This is a genomic window from Terrimonas pollutisoli (genome assembly GCF_029360765.1).
Classification (GTDB): Bacteria; Bacteroidota; Bacteroidia; order Chitinophagales; family Chitinophagaceae; genus Terrimonas_B; species Terrimonas_B pollutisoli.
This window is the reverse complement of record NZ_JARKNA010000013.1, coordinates 21,989-42,803: the sequence shown is the minus strand read 5'-3', so window position 1 is coordinate 42,803 and position 20,815 is coordinate 21,989. Positions and strand designations below refer to the sequence as shown.

Annotated in this window: 15 protein-coding genes; 10 read left to right on the top strand and 5 right to left on the bottom strand. The window is 41.7% G+C overall.

The window, feature by feature from the left end; genetic code table 11:
• Positions 1–63: 63 nt before the first annotated feature.
• A complete protein-coding gene (locus P2W73_RS18340; protein ID WP_276503544.1) occupies positions 64–1,746 on the bottom strand; it encodes a hypothetical protein in 1,683 nt (560 codons plus the stop codon).
• A gap of 245 nt (positions 1,747–1,991) precedes the next feature.
• Between P2W73_RS18340 and P2W73_RS18335 the strand changes: the two genes are divergently transcribed.
• The 4 genes from P2W73_RS18335 to P2W73_RS18320 all read left to right on the top strand — a co-directional run bounded on the left by P2W73_RS18335 (position 1,992) and on the right by P2W73_RS18320 (position 8,433).
• Complete coding sequence (locus P2W73_RS18335; RefSeq protein ID WP_276503543.1) at positions 1,992–3,215, top strand: peroxiredoxin family protein; 1,224 nt, start codon at positions 1,992–1,994, stop codon at positions 3,213–3,215.
• 607 nt (positions 3,216–3,822) lie between these two features.
• A complete protein-coding gene (locus P2W73_RS18330) occupies positions 3,823–4,344 on the top strand; it encodes an ester cyclase (protein ID WP_276503542.1) in 522 nt (173 codons plus the stop codon).
• A 186-nt stretch (positions 4,345–4,530) separates the two neighbouring features.
• A complete protein-coding gene (locus tag P2W73_RS18325; RefSeq protein WP_276503541.1) occupies positions 4,531–5,202 on the top strand; it encodes a hypothetical protein in 672 nt (223 codons plus the stop codon).
• A gap of 294 nt (positions 5,203–5,496) precedes the next feature.
• Complete coding sequence (locus P2W73_RS18320; protein WP_276503540.1) at positions 5,497–8,433, top strand: FAD-binding and (Fe-S)-binding domain-containing protein; 2,937 nt, start codon at positions 5,497–5,499, stop codon at positions 8,431–8,433.
• A gap of 396 nt (positions 8,434–8,829) precedes the next feature.
• Here the strand turns inward: P2W73_RS18320 and P2W73_RS18315 are convergent, their stop codons facing one another.
• Positions 8,830–10,125, bottom strand: a complete 1,296-nt coding sequence (locus tag P2W73_RS18315) for a WG repeat-containing protein (protein ID WP_276503539.1) — start codon at positions 10,123–10,125, stop codon at positions 8,830–8,832.
• Positions 10,126–10,565: 440 nt separating this feature from the next.
• Here P2W73_RS18315 and P2W73_RS18310 point away from each other — a divergent pair, with 440 nt between their 5' ends.
• From P2W73_RS18310 to P2W73_RS18285, 6 genes are all read left to right on the top strand, one after another.
• Complete coding sequence (locus tag P2W73_RS18310; protein WP_276503538.1) at positions 10,566–12,464, top strand: DNA topoisomerase IV subunit B; 1,899 nt, start codon at positions 10,566–10,568, stop codon at positions 12,462–12,464.
• 96 nt (positions 12,465–12,560) lie between these two features.
• Positions 12,561–13,319 carry an FkbM family methyltransferase gene (locus P2W73_RS18305; RefSeq protein WP_276503537.1) on the top strand — a complete coding sequence of 253 codons (759 nt, stop codon included), beginning with the start codon at positions 12,561–12,563 and terminating at the stop codon, positions 13,317–13,319.
• Positions 13,316–14,173: a DUF1835 domain-containing protein gene (locus P2W73_RS18300; protein WP_276503536.1), complete on the top strand. Its 858-nt coding sequence runs from the start codon at positions 13,316–13,318 to the stop codon at positions 14,171–14,173. Before P2W73_RS18305 ends, P2W73_RS18300 begins: the two co-directional genes overlap by 4 nt.
• Before the next feature lie 121 nt (positions 14,174–14,294).
• Entirely contained in the window at positions 14,295–14,627 is a 333-nt protein-coding gene (locus P2W73_RS18295) for a four helix bundle protein (RefSeq protein WP_276503535.1), read from the top strand.
• Positions 14,628–14,726: 99 nt separating this feature from the next.
• Positions 14,727–17,237: a DNA gyrase/topoisomerase IV subunit A gene (locus P2W73_RS18290; protein ID WP_276503534.1), complete on the top strand. Its 2,511-nt coding sequence runs from the start codon at positions 14,727–14,729 to the stop codon at positions 17,235–17,237.
• Between the two features lie 203 nt (positions 17,238–17,440).
• Positions 17,441–18,088 carry an MgtC/SapB family protein gene (locus tag P2W73_RS18285; protein WP_276503533.1) on the top strand — a complete coding sequence of 216 codons (648 nt, stop codon included), beginning with the start codon at positions 17,441–17,443 and terminating at the stop codon, positions 18,086–18,088.
• 207 nt (positions 18,089–18,295) lie between these two features.
• On the opposite strand, the gene P2W73_RS18280 is transcribed toward P2W73_RS18285, so the two are convergent.
• The 3 genes from P2W73_RS18280 to accD all read right to left on the bottom strand — a co-directional run bounded on the left by P2W73_RS18280 (position 18,296) and on the right by accD (position 20,810).
• Complete coding sequence (locus tag P2W73_RS18280; protein WP_276503532.1) at positions 18,296–19,219, bottom strand: hypothetical protein; 924 nt, start codon at positions 19,217–19,219, stop codon at positions 18,296–18,298.
• 140 nt (positions 19,220–19,359) lie between these two features.
• Complete coding sequence (smpB, locus tag P2W73_RS18275; RefSeq protein WP_276503531.1) at positions 19,360–19,797, bottom strand: SsrA-binding protein SmpB; 438 nt, start codon at positions 19,795–19,797, stop codon at positions 19,360–19,362.
• A gap of 98 nt (positions 19,798–19,895) precedes the next feature.
• On the bottom strand, positions 19,896–20,810 hold the full coding sequence (accD, locus tag P2W73_RS18270; RefSeq protein ID WP_276503530.1) for an acetyl-CoA carboxylase, carboxyltransferase subunit beta: 915 nt from the start codon (positions 20,808–20,810) through the stop codon (positions 19,896–19,898).
• Positions 20,811–20,815 lie beyond the last annotated feature (5 nt).

Sequence of the window (20,815 nt, the reverse complement as noted above, 5' to 3'; positions counted from 1 at the left end):
AAGTGGAATGGTCTCAAAAATATAAGAAACATTTTAAGATTCAAACCTACGAGATAGTGTTTGTTATTTTTTCAAATACGATCTTGCTTGTTCTAACTCAGCTCTGCCTGCATCAGAGGAGTTTGCAATGGCTAGTAATTGTCCGTAGTAGTATTTTGCTTTCCCGGTGTTGTTTGTTCTTTCACTGGCAAGTGCTGCTCCATATAAACCATTAAACCGGTTGGGATGTTTTTTCAGGTCGGCTTCATAGGCTATTAATGCATCGGCCGACCTGTTCATTTCTAACAGCATATCGGCCAACAATTCTTTTGCAGGAATTACTTCACCCGGGGTGACAGGATGTTTTTCGGTTTTGTCTTCGAGGTCCGCAGCATTGCTCATCAATTTTAATGCTTCATCCTTTTTGTCCTCACCGAAAAGTATCCAGGCTTCACCCGCTTTTAGCTGTACCTCTACCTGACTGGCTTCGTAAGCATTTTTTCGTCCCAGTAATGTGTCCCGAAGTATTTGCATTTTTCTTAATTCCATCTTTGCGGAATCCAGCCTGCCGGTATGAACATTACCCAATAGCCGGGTAAAATAAATGATCGCTCTTTGCCACGGAAATTTTTCCCAGGGAAAGTTGGCGGGATAGGGTTCCAGGCTGGCTGCTTCTTTCCACATTTTATTTTCCAGCACGTATCGTGAAGGAATGGCGGCAAAGGCATATAGCACTTTAAAATTTATAGGGTGAACTTCTTTCATCGTCCTGAGATAATCCCATTGTTCTTTGGCTTTCTTATTTTGTCCTTTTTGTAAATACCCATACACGAGATAGTCAAGGGCATGCAATTCTTCGTCCCAGTGACCTTTCAGGCCTGCGTTTTCAGCATAGCATTTGGCCGAAGATGCGGCTACAAGATTCGACTGAATACATTCATCCCACAACCCAAGCCTGGTGAAGATATGTGATGGCATATGCTGTGCATGTGCGGAGGAAGGAGCAATGGCCGCATACTTTCTTGCAGCTGGCAATGCCAGGGTTGCCAGCTCAGGATAATCGTAGCTATGAATGATATAATGAACGATGCCGGGATGATCAGGACCTTCGGGATATAATGTGGTGAGAATGTCGCCAGCTTTTTTTTGATTGACAAACGACTTATCGGCCGGATCAGCCGTTGCATTAAGTGCTAATGCGTAAAATATAGCCGCTTCTTTGTTGGCAGGGCTGGCGGTATAGATTTTTTCCATCGCATTCTTATAATTGTGGCTGCGGGTACGATGGTCTGTTGTGTTCCAATTTTTATAAAACAAAGCCATCGCATTGATGTACTCAGTCTCTACGCCGGGTTGTTGGGAAAGCGATTGCGCCATCGTAATGGCTTTCGCTCCTTTTTCCAGCTCCTGTGGGGTCGGCGGCGCCCAAAGCGGGTGATAATTTGACATCGCTACACCCCAATAGGCCATGGCGCATTCCGGATCCTGCTCAATCACTTTTGCAAATACTTTTTCCGCTTCGTCATATTCAAAAGAATGCAGCAGGGCGATTGCCATGTCAAAATCTTTTTTTGTTTTGGGTGAACAGGAAGTGCTGAATTCAACCGTTCCAAATTGTTTATCTGCCGGGCCACATACAACCACATCACCCCGTTTGAGATCAAGTTCGCTGATGGCTTGTGTTGCCACCGCTGCATTTTTTCCCTTGCAGGATGACAGCCCTATTAAAATGAAGAAGAGTAGAAGTGGAAGCTTTGTTTTTTTCATCCTGTTTGATTAAGGTTTAAAGATTGAAATAACGGTGCTACTAATAAGAAATAACAGGGTAACCAGATTAGCCGTTGAAAATAGTCCCTGGTTTAAGTGGTAAAAGTTAAGGATTTATTGTTTAGATCGAGCTGAAATTTACATACTGGTAGCTGCTGAAACGGAACAATTAAACAGTTTTTTAAGTCATGTAACCGGTCGGTAACCGATGTTTTATTTTAGTATTGCAGTTCAAAAAAATGTGCATGAAGATTTTATTCGTTGTAGCCGGGTTATGTTGTGTTTCATTTTTTTCAAATGCCCAGCCAAAGCCCGGTGACTACCGTGGCATTCTTTACCGGGAAGATGGAAAAGAAGTTGTTTTCAATATGGCGATAAAAGGGACCGGTAATCAAACTCAATTGTACATCATCAATGCAACAGAAAAGATACAGGTCAGAGATCTAAACATAAATAGTGATTCCGTTACTTTCCGGATGCCGGTATTTGAATCGGAGTTCAAAGCCAGGGTGCAACCAGATGGTTCGTTAAAAGGAATATGGTTGAAAGCTATAGCCGGCAAAACGCAGCAATGGCCCTTTGTAGCTCTTCCCGGTAAAAAAAGATTTGATGCGATAAAGGGTGCTGCGAAAAATAATATCAGTGGCCGGTGGGCGGTGACCATTACAAGACCGAATGGCACTACGAGACTGGCCGTAGCGGAGTTTGTTCAGAAAGGCAACCAGCTCACGGGTACCTTTTTGACACCTACGGGTGACTACCGCTACCTGCAGGGAATTGTTACAGGCGATTTGTTATTGCTTTCCACGTTTGATGGCGCCCATGCTTACACCTTCTCTGCAAAAATTGCCGGCAATAATAAAATTGTTGAAGGCTTTTTTGGTTCGGGCATTGCGGGCAAAGAAAGCTGGGTGGCTGAAAAGAGTGCTGCAGCGAAGTTGCCGGAGAGTCTTGCACCGCAATTGAAAGCAGGGTATTCGACACTTGATTTTACCTTCAATGATATTGATGGCAATAAGGTCTCCATCAACGATGAACGGTTTAAAAATAAAGTGGTCATCATCCAAATTATGGGAAGCTGGTGTCCCAATTGCCTGGATGAAACAAAATTTCTGAGTGATTACTATGATAAGAACCAAAGTAGGGGAGTAGAGGTCGTTTCGCTGGCCTATGAATACAGCACGGACTTTCAACGGTCGCAGAAAAGTGTGAGGAAATTTCAGCAGTTGTTTGCTATAAAATACCCGATGCTGATAACAGGAGTAGCTGTTGGTGATTCCTTACGTACCGAAAAAACGTTGCCTCAAATAACGCCGATCAAAGCCTTTCCAACTACTATCTTTCTCAGCAGGGATGGAACGGTAAAGGAAATTCATTCTTCTTTTTATGGACCGGGTAGTGGGAAGTATTATGAAGAGTTTAAAAAAGAGTTTTATGCAACGGTGGAGGGATTGCTGAAGGAAAGCTAGTGTTCTTATTTGAAATATTCAATTACTAAAATTAGTCCGATAATAACTCCCATTAGACCAGCTAATATTCCCCGAAACCTCAATCCGTGCATAGAGGTCTTCTTATATTTGATACTATGTAGCAGTATAATAGATCCTGTGTATAGTGCTAAAATACCTGAAAAAAACTCCCACTCTTTAGAGTCATAGGAAGATAAGCAAAGAACGAATAGAACTAGGCCAATAGCAATAAGGAAAAAAATAATGGGAATCTTATTCATTTCGTTTCGCCTACATTGTTCTTAATAAATTCGCAATATGTTTACTAATACTCAATATTCATAACCAGCAAAATAGTGTTAGATATCTTGTATTGTTACAAATGACGTCGGTGGACCTTCTTTAATATTCAAAGTTCACTCTAATCCGGCTGCCGGTGGGAAACAACGGCAACGCGTAAATCATTGCCTGCATTACTGCGATTATTTCTTCCGGGGTTATTTACATAAATTTGTTTATCTTAACCTTTCTTTACAAGCCTGCCTTTTTTCTACTTCTTTCCTTGAGGTTTTACAAATCAATCCTGCCCTTTTGCATGTATTTTTTTTAACCTAAATAAAAACGTAACATGAAAAAGTCTCTTCTAGCAATTTCATCATGCTTATTTCTTTTTTGCATGTCCTGCAATAATAAAGCCGGCGATGATAAAATGGGTGCTGGTAAAATGAGTGACCAGACAGAGAAAAATATCGCTGCCTCGCATGTTGTCGTCGATGCTTTTCAGTCAGGTGATGTCAGTAAAATTGACGATGCGGTAGCAAGTGATTTTGTTGACCATACGGAGCGGGGTGATATGGGCAGGGATAGCCTTAAATCCATGATAAAAATGTGGCATGGCGCCAGTAAGGACAACAAAATGGAAATAATTAAGGAGTTGGCTGACGATGAATACGTGTTTTCCTGGATGCGGTTCACCGGTACCAGCGATGGTTCTATGGGTATGCCTGCGGGGCCATATGATATGCGATCAATCGAAGTAGTTAAGTTCAAAGATGGCAAAGCCATAGAGCATTGGGGGTTTATGGAGCCAAGAGAGATGATGAAATGGATGCAGCAAATGCCGGCTATGGATACAACGAAAAAGAAATAGTTGAAAAATTTGTTTAGGAGTGGCAGCAATATCAGCTGCCACTTTTTTTTCGTTGCTTGGTAGCCAAAAAAGAAGAAATTGAAAAAATTGTTTACTATTATAAGTAGAGTATTTTAGCAGAAATAAAATTTTTAGCAGTAATTCATGCGCCATTTTATTTTATTGAAATAAATCGTTACACATAGAATGCCAGGCTTTTACTTACTTAACAATGATAACGAACTGAATACAACTGGAAAAGTTTTTCCGCAAATTTCACAACATAAAGGGTGGTGCTATGATAATTATAGCCTTCTTTCACAACTAAGACCCGATGTTTTACCTGAAGAGTCATTAATATTAGATTATCTGGTTTTACATAAGGGAGCTAAACTCACAGACTTTGTATCCGATAGCATTTTATTTTGGGGATTTATTGTAAGTGAAAATGTGAAGAATATTCTATGTAATTGCAATTTGCCGCAACATCGATTTTTCGAATTACATATAGAAGTCGACAATAGAATGTTGGCTAACTATTATTGGTTCTTTCCAATTGGGAACATGTATTCGTTAATTGATTTTTCGAAATCAAACTTTCTAATAAGTCATAGGTTTTTGCCAAATCAAGTTGTGACGAAAAATGTCAAGTTTAAAAACATTTCAAATATTAAAAGTTTTGAAAGCCAAAATAGCCGTTTAAGGGTACATGGGCAATCGCTATCGTTTGCAAAAGAAATCAATTATGATATTTTTCAAATCGGCGGGTTTTCTTTTAATTGGATAATTACGGAAAGACTTAAAAACTTGTTCAATAAGGGAAATATTTCAGGATATAAAACAAAGAAAATTGATTGGATAAGTATGAATGATGAATAACGATGCAATTATGTCTGAACCTGGCTATCCTATCCAAGAGGATATAACCCAACAAAAGGACACCCAAAACCAGCGCAGTTTTTAGATATACAAGAATTAACTTCATTAAAACGGATAGAAGAAAAATGGCTAAGTGCTTTGTACAATAGGGGCAGATCAACTTCTATAAGGCCAAATATCCAACCGGCAAACCTGAGCCCCATTTTAATATATTTGCAAAAATTTCAGCTACAATAACTTCATGATTTGTTTCACTTAAGAATCAAGTCATCATGATGAATAAACCAGTGATCAATGAAAGAAAAACTGCGGCGCCTGGCCAGTGAATTGGAAGGAGAACTGTATGATGATGTCACGATCCGTACCTTATATGCTACCGATGCCTCAGCCTACCGGGAGATGCCGTTGGCGGTTGCAGTTCCGCGGTCGGTTGCCGATATTAAAAAACTCATCCATTTTGCCAGGGCAGAAAAAACATCGCTGATACCAAGGACAGCCGGCACCTCATTGGCCGGCCAGGTGGTGGGCAACGGCATTATCGTAGATGTGTCCAAATATTTTACCCAAATCATCGAATTGAATGCAGCAGAGAAATGGGTGCGGGTACAGCCCGGCGTAATCCGTGATGAACTGAACATGTTCCTGAAACCGCATGGTCTTTTCTTTGGGCCCGAGACGTCCACCGCCAATCGGGCGATGATCGGCGGCATGGTCGGCAATAATTCCTGCGGCTCCAATTCGGTAGTGTACAGAAGTACAAGAGAGCATTTGCTGGAAGTAAAAGCGCTGCTCAGTGATGGCAGTGAAACGGAATTTAAATCGCTGAACATAGACGAGTTTCATCAAAAATGTGAAGGCAGTAACCTGGAAGCAACTATTTACCGGTCGCTGCGCAGCCTGTTGAGTAATTATGAAAACCAGGTGGAGATCCGAAAAGAGTTTCCCAAGAAAACGGTGGAAAGAAGAAACACCGGTTATGCCATTGATGTATTGTTAGACACCGCACCCTTTACAGCCGGTGAGCCTGATTTTAATTTCTGCAAACTGATTGCCGGTTCGGAAGGTACCCTGGCTTTTATTACCGAGATAAAATTGAATGTGGTTCCGCTGCCGCCAAAAGAAGTCGGCTTATTGTGTGTGCATTTCAATACGATTGATGAATCATTAAGAGCCAATTTGATTGCATTAAAATATAAACCCAGCGCCAGCGAACTGATAGACCATTATATCCTGGAATGTACGAAAGAGAATAAAGAGCAAATCAAAAATCGTTTTTTTGTCAAGGGAGACCCGGGTGCGATATTGGTAGTGGAGTTTGCCAGAGAAAACAGGGAAGAGGTGATTGCTATTGCTCACCAGGTAGAAACTGAGATGCGGGCCGCAGGATTGGGTTATCATTTTCCTTTGTTGTTTGGTGACGACACCAAAAAGATATGGACATTGCGTAAAGCCGGGTTGGGATTGCTAAGCAATTTGCCCGGCGATGATAAAGCCGTGCCGGTGATCGAGGATACGGCGGTTGATGTAAACGACCTGCCGGATTTTATCAGCGACTTCAATAAGATATTGGAGAAGCACAATCTGTTTTCTGTGCATTATGCGCATGCAGGTTCCGGTGAAATACATTTACGTCCTATCATTAACCTCAAGACCAAAGAAGGCAACCAGTTGTTCCGTGTAATTGCGGAAGAAATTGCTACGCTGGTTAAAAAATACAATGGCTCCTTAAGCGGCGAGCATGGCGATGGACGGCTGCGGGGTGAATTTATCCGGCAAATGATCGGAGAAAAAAATTATCAACTGCTGAAAGAGGTAAAAAGAAGCTGGGACCCTGATAATATTTTTAACCCCAACAAGATCGTTGATACCCCTTCGATGAATACGATGCTGCGCTATGCACCCGGCCAGCAAACGCCTGCATTCAAAACCATTTTTCGTTTTCATAACCAGGATGTATTGCAACATGCCGAGCAATGCAATGGGTCAGGAGATTGCCGCAAAACACATTTATCGGGAGGAACGATGTGCCCTTCCTTTATGGCCACCCGCAATGAAAAAGATACGACCCGTGCAAGGGCCAACATACTGAGAGAGTTTTTGACAAACTCCGATAAGCTCAACCGTTTTGATCATAAAGAGATCTACGAGGTGATGGATCTTTGTCTAAGCTGCAAAGGTTGTAAGTCGGAATGCCCGAGCAATGTAGATGTAGCCAAACTGAAAGCCGAGTTCATGCAGCATTATTATGATGCCAATGGCGTTCCTTTTCGTTCGAAGCTGATTGCCAATTTTACCAAATCGGCGAGGCTGGGGGCCATAGCACCCGGTATCTATAATTTTATGATGACCAACCGTGGCGTCAGTGCGTTGATAAAAAAAGTTTCGGGGTTTGCTGTCAAAAGATCAATGCCCACGCTGTATAAAACTACTTTGAAAAATTGGTATAGGAAAAGAAGCCCCCATCCCCTAAAGGGGGGCAAGGAAGCAGTTTCAAAAGGACTAAAAAGAGTATATCTTTTTTGCGATGAGTTTACTAATTATAATGATACTTCAATAGGCATTAAGGCGATCTTATTGCTGGAAAAACTGGGCTATGAAGTGGTGATACCGGAACATATTGAAAGTGGCAGATCATGGCTGTCAAAAGGATTGATTCGTGAAGCTAAAAAGATCGCCAATAAGAACATCGCTTTATTGCATCCACTCATCACTGCGGATACACCGTTGATAGGTATTGAGCCATCCGCTATTCTTACATTCAGAGACGAGTATATTGACCTGGCTGATGACGAACATTTGACCACGGCAAGACAACTGGCCAAACATGTTTTTTTGATAGATGAGTTTATTGCCGGCGAAATTGAAAAAGGAAATATCAGCGCTGCTCAGTTCACCAAAGAAAAAAGAAAGATCCAGTTGCACGGGCATTGCCAGCAAAAAGCTTTGTCTTCTGTTGCTCCGTCGGTAAAACTCTTATCGTTGCCGGAAAATTATTCGGTGGAAGTGATCCCATCCGGTTGTTGTGGTATGGCCGGTTCCTTTGGGTATGAAAAGGAACATTATGAGCTGTCGATGAAAATCGGGGAGCTGGTATTGTTTCCCGCTGTTCGTAAGCAAGCAGAACATACGATCATTGCTGCTCCCGGTACCAGTTGCCGTCACCAGGTAAAGGACGGCACCGGCAGAAAAGCGTTGCACCCCGTGGAAGTATTGTATGAAGCCTTGTCCTGAAAAAAATCCTGTTGGCAGTTAAGAATCAGTTAACTTTATACAGCCCGCCCTTGTAAAACACAAAGATTTAATTGTTTTCATCATTCCGTTTCCCGTTGAGACGCTTAATGTATTGTTCACTTAAATTCTTTGCGGATGAAAAAATTCAACTCCATTTTGCACAATGAAAACGTAGTGGCTACTTTAGTCATTGCGGCTGTATTCCTGATTACAACCGTTATTACGGTTTGGGCCTGGTACAATTCTTAAAAAGAAATTGAACATCAAAGTTAAAACCAGCTTCGGCTGGTTTTTTTGTCGTGTTGTTATTCAACGTTTGCCGGTGAGGAAACACCGGCAAAGACATAACTTGCGGAGATTGGTTATTAAGCCGATGTTTTTACATCTATATACCTACTACTCGAAGTATTCTTTGCCTTCGGGGCTTAGATAACCACTGCCAGTTTGGCTCTGAACATAAAAAAAAGGATACGCCTTTCCACGATAGCCTATCACCTCTTTTTCAATTCTATTATAGCGTATAGGAATTAAAGTGTGCCGGAAGGTGTACTCGTAATCACTGCCCTTGCCTGCGACATAGGCACCATACAACCTACCACGACGTAACAGTTGGTATTCTCCCTTAAAACGAATTTCATCGCAGTCGTACACAAGAGTATCTCTGTTCTGACTTATTAGTGCTAATTTTTTACCAACTTTAATAGCATAAATATCTTCATTCGCATTAGATGCCGACATGTCAAATTCAGTGTATTGAATAGGTAAAATCTCTCTATTCTTGTTATCAACGATACCCCATTTCCCATTTTGTTTAACAGCAAGGCGGTTCATAAATCCGCGTATAGCATCTATACTATCATATTGCGGATTTATAATATCTGGCGTTACTAGTATCGAGTCAGGGTGTCTGTATCTTCTTTTGAAACTTTCTATAAACCGATATCCGTACTTGCCATTTTCGTATATGACCTCCGGCTGACTCAAATCAAAGGATATTTGCTGATGATTTTTATCAATCTCTTTGGTCTGGTTTGAACTTCCATTCACAGAAATCTTTTCTCCAATTTTTGCGGCTTTAAGTGTTTCCTCTTTGGGGGTAAAGGGATTTATTATCCCGGACTTTAGATTTACAACAAATTGTTTCTTCCCCTTTCTAATAAATACTTCTCTTGTGCTATAAGCAACAATTCCATCAAAATCTGGTTTTGTAATCCACTTACGTTTATTCCCATCATAAATTCCAACTTTGCCGGCTCGGTTTGTTGGAAAAAATAAACTAAAATCACCGCCAGTTCCAGCTTCCTGTTGAATGTGAGTATAGATTGTGTCTAAAAGCATTTTACCATCTGGTAAGGAGTAAAGACCATGCCCGCCGCTTGCGGTAAATGGAATACAGAATGACCCAATAACGATATCAAACCAATCGAAGGCACAGGGAATAATTAGCTTTCCTTGTCTATTAATTAATCCCTTATTGTTGTTGAGCTGAACTTTTGCAAACTCAAGAGTCGTATTTCCAACCTTCTCCACTTCGAAAAACCAAGCTAGCTGGAAAATTGGTTGAATAATTATTTTGCCTTCAGTGTTCGAGTAACCCCATTTGTCTTTCACACGATATGGTACGAGCAAATCTTGGCACCGAGTTGTTAAGGCTGAAAAAAGAAAAATTCCTGTGAGTAAATAATATTTCATTGGTTTTTGTAATGGTAAAGCAAATATAGGATTGCAGGTAAGTTTCTGGAATCCATTGCAGCCAATGTTTTTTTAGATATACTAATATTTTTTTGTTACTGAATATGTTGGCTTGACTTTCGGTTTCTATGCTGAATCATACAGGTTCTCCACAATTATCCCCTCCCTGTGGATAAGTCAGGCCATTGGAAATCAGACTGTCCTTCTTTATTTGCAATCCGCTAAATTCGCAGGCGGTTGAATGGTCTGAACGGGGATTGGGGTGGATTATTGGGATTTATGGGAAATGGGATCTCCTCAAAATCTCTTAAATCTTTCAAAATCATGGTTCAGACAAAAATGCTGAGCAGCGGACCGGACGTACAAGAGTGCGACGCAAGGGACGATGCCCAATGAACCAAACGATGGCAAACAAATATCTTTTGAAAATAATGTGAGCTATGGCAAAAGAAAAAGACACGAACTTATTTGAGTATACGGAAGAGAGCATCAAGAGCCTCGACTGGAAAGAGCATATCCGCCTGCGGCCGGGCATGTATATCGGCAAGCTCGGCGATGGCAGCAGCCCCGACGACGGTATTTATGTACTGGTGAAGGAGGTAATGGACAACTGCATTGACGAATACACCATGGGCTATGGTAAAACCGTGGAGCTTTCGATTGAAGGCAAAACGGTGACAGTGCGTGACTATGGCCGGGGTATCCCGCTGGGCAAGGTGGTGGATGTGGTGAGCAAGATCAATACCGGCGCTAAGTACGACAGCAAGGCTTTTCAAAAATCCGTGGGGTTGAATGGCGTGGGTACAAAAGCCGTGAATGCCCTGAGCAATTATTTTAAGGTAACCGCTTTCAGGGAAGGCAAGGAGAAATCGGCCGAGTTTGAAAGAGGTGTCCTGATCAAAGAACATAAGGAAGGAAAAAGCGGTGAGCAGAATGGTACGATGGTGAGCTTTATCCCCGACGAATCGGTGTTTAAGAATTTTAAGTTTCACCCCGAGTTTTTAGAAAACCAGATCTGGAATTATTGTTTCCTGAATGCGGGGTTGAAAATCATCTTCAACGGTAAGACCTACATGAGCAAAAACGGTTTGCTCGACCTGCTGCAACGCAAGACCAATGAAGACGAGATACGCTATCCTATCATTCACCTGAGTGGTGATGATATTGAAGTAGCCATAACGCACAACAATGATTATGGTGAAGACATTTACAGCTTCGTGAATGGCCAGCACACTACACAAGGTGGTACACACCAGCAATCCTTCAGGGAAGCGTATGTAAAAACAGTCCGGGAGTTTTATAAGAAAGATTATGATGCCTCGGATATCCGCACGGGTATTGTAGCGGCGGTGTCAGTAAGGGTGGTAGAACCGGTGTTTGAAAGCCAGACGAAAACAAAACTGGGTTCGCAATACGTGGAAGAAGGGGGTAAGAGCATGCGCCAGTTTATGATTGATTTCTTTGCCAAAGAACTGGACAATTACCTGCACAAGCATCCGATGGTGGCGGATGGTTTGAAGAAACGCATCGAACAAAGCGAACGGGAACGTAAGGAACTGGCAGGCATTAAAAAGCTGGCGAATGAAAGAGCCAAGAAAGCCAACCTGCATAATAAGAAACTGCGTGATTGCCGTGTTCACCTGAATGATGATCCGCCATCGAGGGGCAAGGAGGATTTTGTAGCGAAGCAGGCGGAGACGACCATCTTCATTACCGAAGGTGATAGTGCCAGTGGTTCTATTACCAAATCCCGGAATGTAGAAACGCAGGCAGTGTTTAGCTTGCGGGGTAAGCCACTGAACAGTTATGGCCTGACGAAGAAAGTGGTGTATGAAAATGAAGAGTTCAACCTGCTGCAACATGCCTTGAATATTGAGGATGGACTGGATGGGTTGCGTTTTAATAATATCGTAATTGCTACCGATGCCGATGTGGATGGTATGCACATCCGTTTGTTGCTGATGACCTTCTTCCTGCAATTCTTTCCTGACCTGGTAAAGCATAATCATGTGCATGTACTGGAGACGCCATTGTTCCGGGTAAGGAACAAACAGGAAACGATTTACTGCTATAGCGAGGAAGAGAAAAAAGCGGCGATCAAAAAGTTGGGCGGCAAACCGGAGATCACCCGCTTCAAAGGATTGGGCGAAATATCGCCTGATGAGTTTGGCCGTTTTATTGGCCCTGAAATGAAGACCACGCTAATGAACCTGGAGCATGGCGATCATATTCAGCAATTGCTGGAATATTACATGGGCAAGAACACCATGGAAAGGCAGGAGTTTATCATCAATAACCTGAAAGTGGAGCTGGATATAGTGGAGGAAAAGGAAGTTTAAGAGGTTCAAAAGTTCAATAGCCGTTATCAGTAATTGCAATTATATGCCTTAGGCCTTTAACTGTCAACTGACATCGGTCAACTGTCATATTAATTTATGAAAAAAAAGATCAAAGCATATTTATTCAGGTTGCTGGGCCAGGAGAACTATTTGAAACTGCTCAACAGGGGATTCTTTTTTTTATACAATACGGGGTTGTTAAAATCGGATGAGGGGTATAAGTATCACTACTTCGCCAAGCAACTGATCAAAGAAGGGGATACCGTGGTGGATATTGGTGCTAACCTCGGCTATTTCACCAAATTGTTTTCCAAATGGGTAGGAGAAAAAGGCAAAGTGATTGCCATCGAGCCGGTACCGCTTTACACAAAAATCATCCACTGGACCTGTAAGAACAGAAAGAACATAACGCTGTTTCCTTATGCACTCGGAAAAGAAAATAAAAAAGTGCATTTGGTAACGCCGGATCATTTTGGTTATCTCCGCACAGGGTTGCCACATATTTATGATGAGAAGAATAATAAGGCTCTTTCAGAGTATGAGTTTTCATTTGAAGCGGAAATGAAAAAAGCCAAAGAGCTGTTTGAGAGTTTTGAAAAGATCGATTATTTAAAATGTGATATCGAAGGTTATGAGGAAGTGGTGATACCGGAGATATTGCCGGTATTGGAAAGATTTAAACCGACGATACAGATAGAAACATGGGGAAGTCATAAACCCATTGTAGAAGCTGCGCTGAACAGTGCCGGCTTTGAAAAATATTACCTGGAAGGATCATCGCTGAAGAAAGCCGTTGCGGGCAAAGAAGATGCACCGGGTGATCTGATTTTTATACATAAAGACAAAGCAGTATGATACATATCGTTTTTAATGAATCAGAGGTAGACCTGATGAAACAGGTGATCGAACAGGATGAAACCCTGGCGGGTGAAGTGATCCAGATAAAAGATGATTTTGCCGTAGGACCTTTGACTGCTCTCGAAACCGAAGAAGGCTGGCAGGCACGTTATAACTGGTGGATGGGATTGTTGGAAGGTTCACACTATGCAGGTACTAATCAAGTGAAATTTGATGACCGCGAAACCGTAAAGACCATCAAAGAAAAGCTAGCCAACGAACCGGCCGAACAACTCTGGATCTGGATGGGGCAAAACCAGCATGATGTGAGCGGCTATTACTGGCTCATGTCACAAATGAGTGAGTTTGCAGGACGAGTGATGGTGTTGTATTTGAACAATCTGCCTTTCATCAATGAAAAAGGGCAAATATTTTATCCTTCGTGGCTGAGTGAAATTCAGCCGAAAGAGTTTTTGAAAGCCAAAAAACTGGCCCGCCCTATTACATTGAGTGAGTTTGAAGTGGATCCGGATGAATGGAGAAAGTTGTGTGAAGAAAATGGGCTGGTAAGAATATTGGAAGGCGGTAAGAAGATTGCCAGCAAGGACGAAACATTTTATGATGCGGAGATCATCAAGAACCTCACTGGTGAATGGCAAAAAGCGACCCGTGTGCTGACCAATACGCTGCACCGGATGAAGATAAAGACCGGCGACGTGTTCCTGATGTGGCGGATGAAACAATTGATCAGCGAAGGAAAAATTGAAGTAACCGGCGATGTCAATAAAGGATGGAAAGATTTTGATGTGAAGTTGGCCGGTGCAAAGGGAAAAGAAGAAGTGGTGAGTGAGACGAAAGAGGCGGAAGGGTAAGGAGAGATTTCTGGTTGAAAATCGTAGAAATGTTCAATGTTCAATTTTCAATGCGCAATTTTCAATTATGGAGAATCGAAAATATGATCTTGAGGACAGGTTGGTAAATTAAAGTTGCAGGATGATTGATGTGGTTGAAGCATTGCCCAATTCAAGAGCTGGGAATTATATTGCAGGACAGTTGATAAAATCATGCATCTCACCAACATTTAATTATGGTGAGGTACAGGGAGCGGAATCCAGAAATGATTTTATCCATAAGCTGGGTGTTGTTTTGAAGGAACTCAAAGAATGCCGGTCGGCATTAAAAATAATTATCAAGAAAGCATTGATAAAGCCTGTTTCAAAAGTCGATGGTGTATATAAAGAGACTGAAGAGTTAATTGCCATATTTGCAAGGAGTATTGAAACTGCTGAAAAGAATAAGCTCAAAAAAGGCAAAGACAATAAATAAAATTTGAATATTAGATGTACAGAGCTGATCACGGGTATTTTCTTTGAGCATTGAAAATTGAACATTGATCATTGAACATTTTATTGCATTTAAAAAATTATGTCCAAAGCAAAAAATACAGAACAGATAGAAAACAACGACAGCGGTATTCATGGCCAGTACAAAACATGGTTTTTGGATTATGCTTCCTATGTAATATTGGAGAGAGCTGTTCCTGCAATAGAGGATGGATTGAAACCGGTGCAGCGCCGTATCCTTCATGCCATGAAGGAAATGGACGATGGCCGTTTCAACAAAGTAGCCAATATCATTGGCCAGGCGATGCAATACCACCCGCACGGTGATGCCAGTATCGGTGATGCATTGGTGAATATGGGGCAGAAAGACCTGTTGATCGAAACACAGGGTAACTGGGGTGATGTAAGAACAGGAGATGATGCCGCCGCTCCCCGTTATATTGAAGCAAGACTCAGCAAGTTTGCGCTGGAGGTGGCGTTCAATAATAAAACCACTGAATGGCAATTGAGCTATGATGGTCGCAAGAACGAGCCTGTTACGTTGCCCATGAAGTTCCCGCTGCTGTTGGCGCAAGGCGCAGACGGTATCGCGGTAGGTTTGTCAACGAAAATATTGCCGCACAATTTCTGCGAGCTGATCGACGCATCGATAAAATATTTGCGCGGAAAGAAGTTTGAATTGTATCCCGATTTTCAAACGGGCGGAATGATCGATGTCACCGATTATAACAAGGGTAAGCGGGGTGGCAAAATAAAAGTAAGAGCCCATATTGAAGAAGTCGATAAAAAAACGCTGGCGATTAAAAGTGTTCCCTATGGTGTTACTACATCACAATTGATGGACTCCATTGTAAAAGCCAATGACCAGGGAAAGATCAAGATCAAAAAGGTGACGGATAATACAGCGGCTGATGTTGAGATCCAGGTTGACCTGGCACCGGGGATTTCTCCCGACATTACCATCGATGCCCTGTATAAATTCACCGATTGCGAAACGTCCATTTCACCCAACGCCTGTGTGATCGTGGATATGAAACCGCAGTTTTTGGGTGTAGAGGATCTGTTGAAGATTTCAACCGATAAAACGAAGGATCTGCTGGAGCAGGAGCTGAAGATCAAACTGGGTGAACTTCAGGAAAAATGGCACTATACTTCGCTAGAAAAAATATTCTTTGAAGAAAAGATATACAAGGAACTCGAGAAAAAACACGAGACATGGGATAAAGTAATTGATGCTATCGACAAAGCTTTTGTTCCTTTCAAAAAGCAATTAAAAAGAGAAATCACAAGGGAAGATATCCTCAAGCTTACTGAAAAACCGGTACGTCGTATCTACCGGTTGGATATTGATGAACTGAATGCACAGATCAAGGGACTCGAAGCTGACATTAAACAGGTGAAATATGATCTGAACAACCTGGTTGATTTTGCGGTGGCGTATTATGAAAACCTGTTGAAGAAATATGGTAAGGGCCGGGAGAGAAAAACAGAGATCAAACAATTGGAAGTAATCGAAGCCAAACAAGTAGCCATTGCCAATACAAAGGTTTACGTGAACCGGGAAGAAGGATTTATCGGCACAGGACTGAAGAAAGACGAGTTTTTGCTGGAATGTTCGGACCTGGATGATATTATTGTTTTTGCCAAAAAAGGCGTGATGAAAGTGGTGAAGGTGCAGGAAAAGGTTTTCATCGGCAAGGACATTTTACATGCAGCGGTTTTTCAGAAGAACGACGAACGCACTACTTATAACATGATTTACTTTGACGGAAAGCAAAAAAGCTTTGCAAAGCGATTTAATGTTACGGGTATAACAAGAGATAAAGAATATAACCTTACCGGTGGTGAAGAAAAGAGTAAAGTACATTACCTGAGTGTTAATCCCAATGGCGAAGCGGAAGTGGTAAAAATTGTGCTGAGCCCGGCATCATCAGCGCATAAAAAAGAGTTTGATTATTATTTTGAAGAATTAGATATCCAGGGGCGCAACAGCAAAGGAATAACCGTAACAAAATACCCGATAAAGTCCGTCAAATTTAAGGAAGCCGGCAAGGCCACTCTTAGCGGAAGAAAACTTTGGTTCGACGATAAGTTTGGCAGGCTTAATGCTGATGAAAAAGGAATCTTACTGGGAAGCTTTGAAGCAGAAGATAAAATACTGGTTGTTTTCAATGATGGTAACTATATGATCACCGACCAGGAAATGACACAGCGTTTTGATGCGGAGAATATTTTGCTCATCGAAAAATTTGATCCGGAAAAAGTGATTTCCGCCATTTATCTCGACAAGAAAAATCTGCAATTCAATGTAAAGCGGTTCAGGATTGAAACCACTACGTTGAAAAATAAATTCTTCTTCATTAAAGAAGGAGATGGCAACTATCTCGAAGCTGTATCTACAGATGCCGAGCCGATATTGGCAGTACAGAGTGGAAGAGGTGACCAGGTGCGTAAAGCAAAGTTCAAAATAGCGAAGGTGGCTGAAGTGATGGGATGGAAAACAGTTGGCACGAAATTGCTTGACTACAATAAGAGTGTGCAGATGGAGTGGGTGAAAGAAAAAAAGGATGATAATCAGCCGGAGTTGTTTTAAAACCCGAACCCTCCAAACCTCCCTAAAGGGAGGCTTGCCGCCGCACAAAGCCGACTGGAAGCATAGTATTATTTTTTCACGGCCGCCGATCAATGAAGCTGTGAAATACTTAATTATTTCGTTTGTCTTTTGGTGTTGAAAGTTCGATACTTAAGCAACTTACAAAACACGGAGGATAAGCCCCGTTAGGGGTTTGTGGTTTTATGATTGACCATTGGGAAATATTAGACCTTTATAAAGCATTGCTCGCTGTTGCCGCCGGTATGATTCTGGGTCTCGAGCGGGAATTGAAGGATAAAGCGGCCGGGTTAAAAACGATTACTGTTATTTGTCTCGGCTCTGCACTGTTCACGATTCTTTCTTATAAAATTGGCGGCGGCGACAAAGAAGCTACCCGTATTGCATCTTACGTTGTAAGCGGTATTGGTTTTATTGGCGCAGGTGTGATTTTCAAGGATAAGATCGATGTGTCGGGTTTGACCACAGCTGGCATCATCTGGTTATCTGCTGCCGTGGGTATGGCGATTGGTTTTGGCGAATTTTATCTAGCCGGAACATTTATAGCGGCAGCCCTATTCATTGTTTTTTCCAGCAAATGGATCAATAAAGTTTTCCGGCCACGAAAGCAGGGAAGGGATCTCGTTTTTGAGATGGAAAAAAGTAACAGTCATTTCAGGGATGAAATTCTGGCCGCTATCAGGGACCAGGGAATTTCGGTTGAAGAAAAACGATTGGAACTAAGAGATGATAAAATCATCATTTCGGTAGAGGCATCCATCCGGGTGAAAAAATTGAAATGGCTGGAAGAATACCTGGTGAACAATAGGCATATTACCGCTTTTTCATTGTAAACCCTCCCAACCTCCCTAAAGGGAGGCCTCCATCGCACAGCCCCTGCTTATTGAAGATGCTTTTGATGAATAATTATCCTATTGGTAAGAAGAGGTGAGTATAAAACTATTCGTATTTAAAAAATAGGAAAAAACCTTGCGGGTTAAAGAAGATATCCCTTTTCAATCGGAGTCCAAAGCCTCCCCTTTAGGGAGGTTTGAAGGGTATCACTTCTTCTTTCGAATCCTGATCGTGGCATTCTTTTCAAAATTGCTCGACAGTCGTATCTGGTGTTTTTTCTCGCCGTCTGTTACAATCATCAACGCAGTATTGGGTGGTATGCTGCCGAGATTGTCGGCGAACATACTCAATTCATTTAAGTCTTTGCTGTTATCGAGCGCAATATCAAAATGAAGCGATCTTGTACTCAACTTTTGTGAAAAAGCCATCAGCTGGTTGTTGAAGAATACAGAAATAGAATCCCCATCTACTTCGCCATTATCGTAAAAATCAACTTTTAATGAATCAGAATCTACCTCTATTTCGTCAGCGACCACGTTTTCTCTTTCTTTGAATTGATTTTCTACCACATAGTTGATTACTTTTCGCTGTAATACGGTTACTGCCGGTGGCAGTGTATCGAATGTAGTAGGTTTCCAAACCTGGTTGGCTTCTTTAAAGTTTCGTAAAGCTGTCAGCACTGAGTCTTGCTTGCTCATATCAGCGCTGAGTACAAGATTAAAGTTTACATCAACACACATGTATTTATTATCCGGCATGCCCAGGAAGCTACCTACGAGATTTGATCCGGCTTTTGCTACCCGCAAAGTAGCCAGCAGGTTCATCATACAATCCACTTCCATAGTGCTCAACGAACCATAGTAGGTAACCGGTATGTCAAACAATCTTAGTTGACGGGTTTTGGTATCATAGGTTCCCTTTACCTGTACACTGCGAAATGTATTTTTAAAGTAATAGCTAAGGATTCCATTTACCTGGCCCTTGCCGGGTTGCAGAATTAGTTCGACCAAATAATTGCTGGCCGAGCTTTTTGTTTTTACATTGGCTTTACCATACCAGTATCCAAAAACGGATTGGGAGGAGGATTGTATTGAAACAATTATAAAAGCGAGCAGGATCAGTTTTTTCATCCACTTAGTGTTTATTTTTTTGCCGGTTGATCTTCCGTTGATGGAAGAAGCCACGCACAATTTTCATCATAGAATCATGCCCCGGTATGGTGCGATGATTGTCAAAAACCATGCTTAAATAAGGTAACGGCGGATATTATTTATTTGATATAACGCTTCATTTCCCGCTCCACGTCTTTTTTCCTGAGAGTTTCCCGTTTGTCATGCAGTTTTTTCCCTTTGGCAAGACCAATCTCAATTTTTACTAATCCTTTTTCATTCAGGTACATTCGGAGCGGCACGAGGGTAAAACCTTTTTCTTTCAGTTTTGCTTCTATTTTTTTGATCTCTCGCTTTTGCAATAACAACTTCCGGTCACGTACCGGGTCATGATTATTGAGATTGCCATGTGAGTATTCAGCAATATGCAACGACTTAATCCACACTTCTCCTTTATGAATTAAACAATAACTATCATTAAAACTTACTTTGCCACCTCTTATTGATTTTACCTCAGTACCCAACAAGACCATTCCTGCTTCATATTTCGTATCAATGAAGTATTCATGATAGGCCGACCTGTTTTTTATTTCGTTCATACACCACTAATCTACAAATATAGGAAGCCCGGTTAAAGGCTTTTAAATATAATGAACCCCGGCCTTGGCCAGGGTTGCTAAATGCAAAATTGTTGTTATTAATTTTTAAAAAGACCTAATACGGTTGCCAATTTTTGTTTCAACTCATTCCTCGGCACGATGAAATCCAAAAACCCATGCTCCAATACAAATTCACTTCGCTGGAAACCTTCCGGCAGGTCTTTTTTAATTGTTTCTTTAATTACCCTTGGGCCGGCAAATCCAATTAATGCATCGGGTTCAGCAATATTTAAATCGCCCAACATGCCAAAGGAGGCAGAGATACCGCCAAAGGTAGGATCAGTTAATAAAGAAATATAGGGCAGTTTGGCATCACTCAGTTGTGATAGTTTACCGCTTGTTTTGGCCAGTTGCATCAGCGAAAATGCACTTTCCATCATTCGGGCGCCACCGCTTTTGCTTATAACCATATAAGGCATCTTATGCTGGAGGCAGTAGTCAACTGCCCGGGAAAATTTTTCACCCATCACACTACCGAGCGAACCTCCGATAAATTCAAAATCCATACAAGCAATTACAATATCATAGCCGCCAACTTTTCCGACTGCCACCCGCATTGAGTCTTTCAGGTCTGTTTTACTCCATATTTCTTCCAATCTTTTTTTATACGGTTTCAGGTCGGTAAATTCCAGGAAATCTTTGCTGCGGATATTTTCAAACAACTCATCGTACTCTCCATTGTCAAAAAGAATATCGTAATATTCCGCACTGTTGACGCGGTGATGATAGTTGCATTTCGGGCATACAAACAGGTGTTCCCGCAGTTCAGAGATCGTACAGATATAATTACAATTAGGGCATTTTGTCCATAGCCCCTCCGGTGTTTCTTTCTTTTCCGAGGTTTTGGTATTGATCCCTTTTTTTATGCGTTTGAACCAGTTGCTTTTCGTCTCTTCTGTTTTTCCTTCTTCGCCTGCCAGGTTCGCATCAAAATCTTCGATTTGTTTGGCCATGACCT

Excerpts from the sequence above, each read along its gene's own strand:
- P2W73_RS18340 (WP_276503544.1), bottom strand. The coding sequence starts at position 1,746 with ATGAAAAAAACAAAGCTTCCACTTCTACTCTTCTTCATTTTAATAGGG.
- P2W73_RS18335 (WP_276503543.1), top strand. The coding sequence starts at position 1,992 with ATGAAGATTTTATTCGTTGTAGCCGGGTTATGTTGTGTTTCATTTTTT.
- P2W73_RS18330 (WP_276503542.1), top strand. The coding sequence starts at position 3,823 with ATGAAAAAGTCTCTTCTAGCAATTTCATCATGCTTATTTCTTTTTTGC.
- P2W73_RS18325 (WP_276503541.1), top strand. The coding sequence starts at position 4,531 with ATGCCAGGCTTTTACTTACTTAACAATGATAACGAACTGAATACAACT.
- P2W73_RS18320 (WP_276503540.1), top strand. The coding sequence starts at position 5,497 with ATGAAAGAAAAACTGCGGCGCCTGGCCAGTGAATTGGAAGGAGAACTG.
- P2W73_RS18315 (WP_276503539.1), bottom strand. The coding sequence starts at position 10,125 with ATGAAATATTATTTACTCACAGGAATTTTTCTTTTTTCAGCCTTAACA.
- P2W73_RS18310 (WP_276503538.1), top strand. The coding sequence starts at position 10,566 with ATGGCAAAAGAAAAAGACACGAACTTATTTGAGTATACGGAAGAGAGC.
- P2W73_RS18305 (WP_276503537.1), top strand. The coding sequence starts at position 12,561 with ATGAAAAAAAAGATCAAAGCATATTTATTCAGGTTGCTGGGCCAGGAG.
- P2W73_RS18300 (WP_276503536.1), top strand. The coding sequence starts at position 13,316 with ATGATACATATCGTTTTTAATGAATCAGAGGTAGACCTGATGAAACAG.
- P2W73_RS18295 (WP_276503535.1), top strand. The coding sequence starts at position 14,295 with ATGATTGATGTGGTTGAAGCATTGCCCAATTCAAGAGCTGGGAATTAT.
- P2W73_RS18290 (WP_276503534.1), top strand. The coding sequence starts at position 14,727 with ATGTCCAAAGCAAAAAATACAGAACAGATAGAAAACAACGACAGCGGT.
- P2W73_RS18285 (WP_276503533.1), top strand. The coding sequence starts at position 17,441 with ATGATTGACCATTGGGAAATATTAGACCTTTATAAAGCATTGCTCGCT.
- P2W73_RS18280 (WP_276503532.1), bottom strand. The coding sequence starts at position 19,219 with ATGAAAAAACTGATCCTGCTCGCTTTTATAATTGTTTCAATACAATCC.
- smpB (WP_276503531.1), bottom strand. The coding sequence starts at position 19,797 with ATGAACGAAATAAAAAACAGGTCGGCCTATCATGAATACTTCATTGAT.
- accD (WP_276503530.1), bottom strand. The coding sequence starts at position 20,810 with ATGGCCAAACAAATCGAAGATTTTGATGCGAACCTGGCAGGCGAAGAA.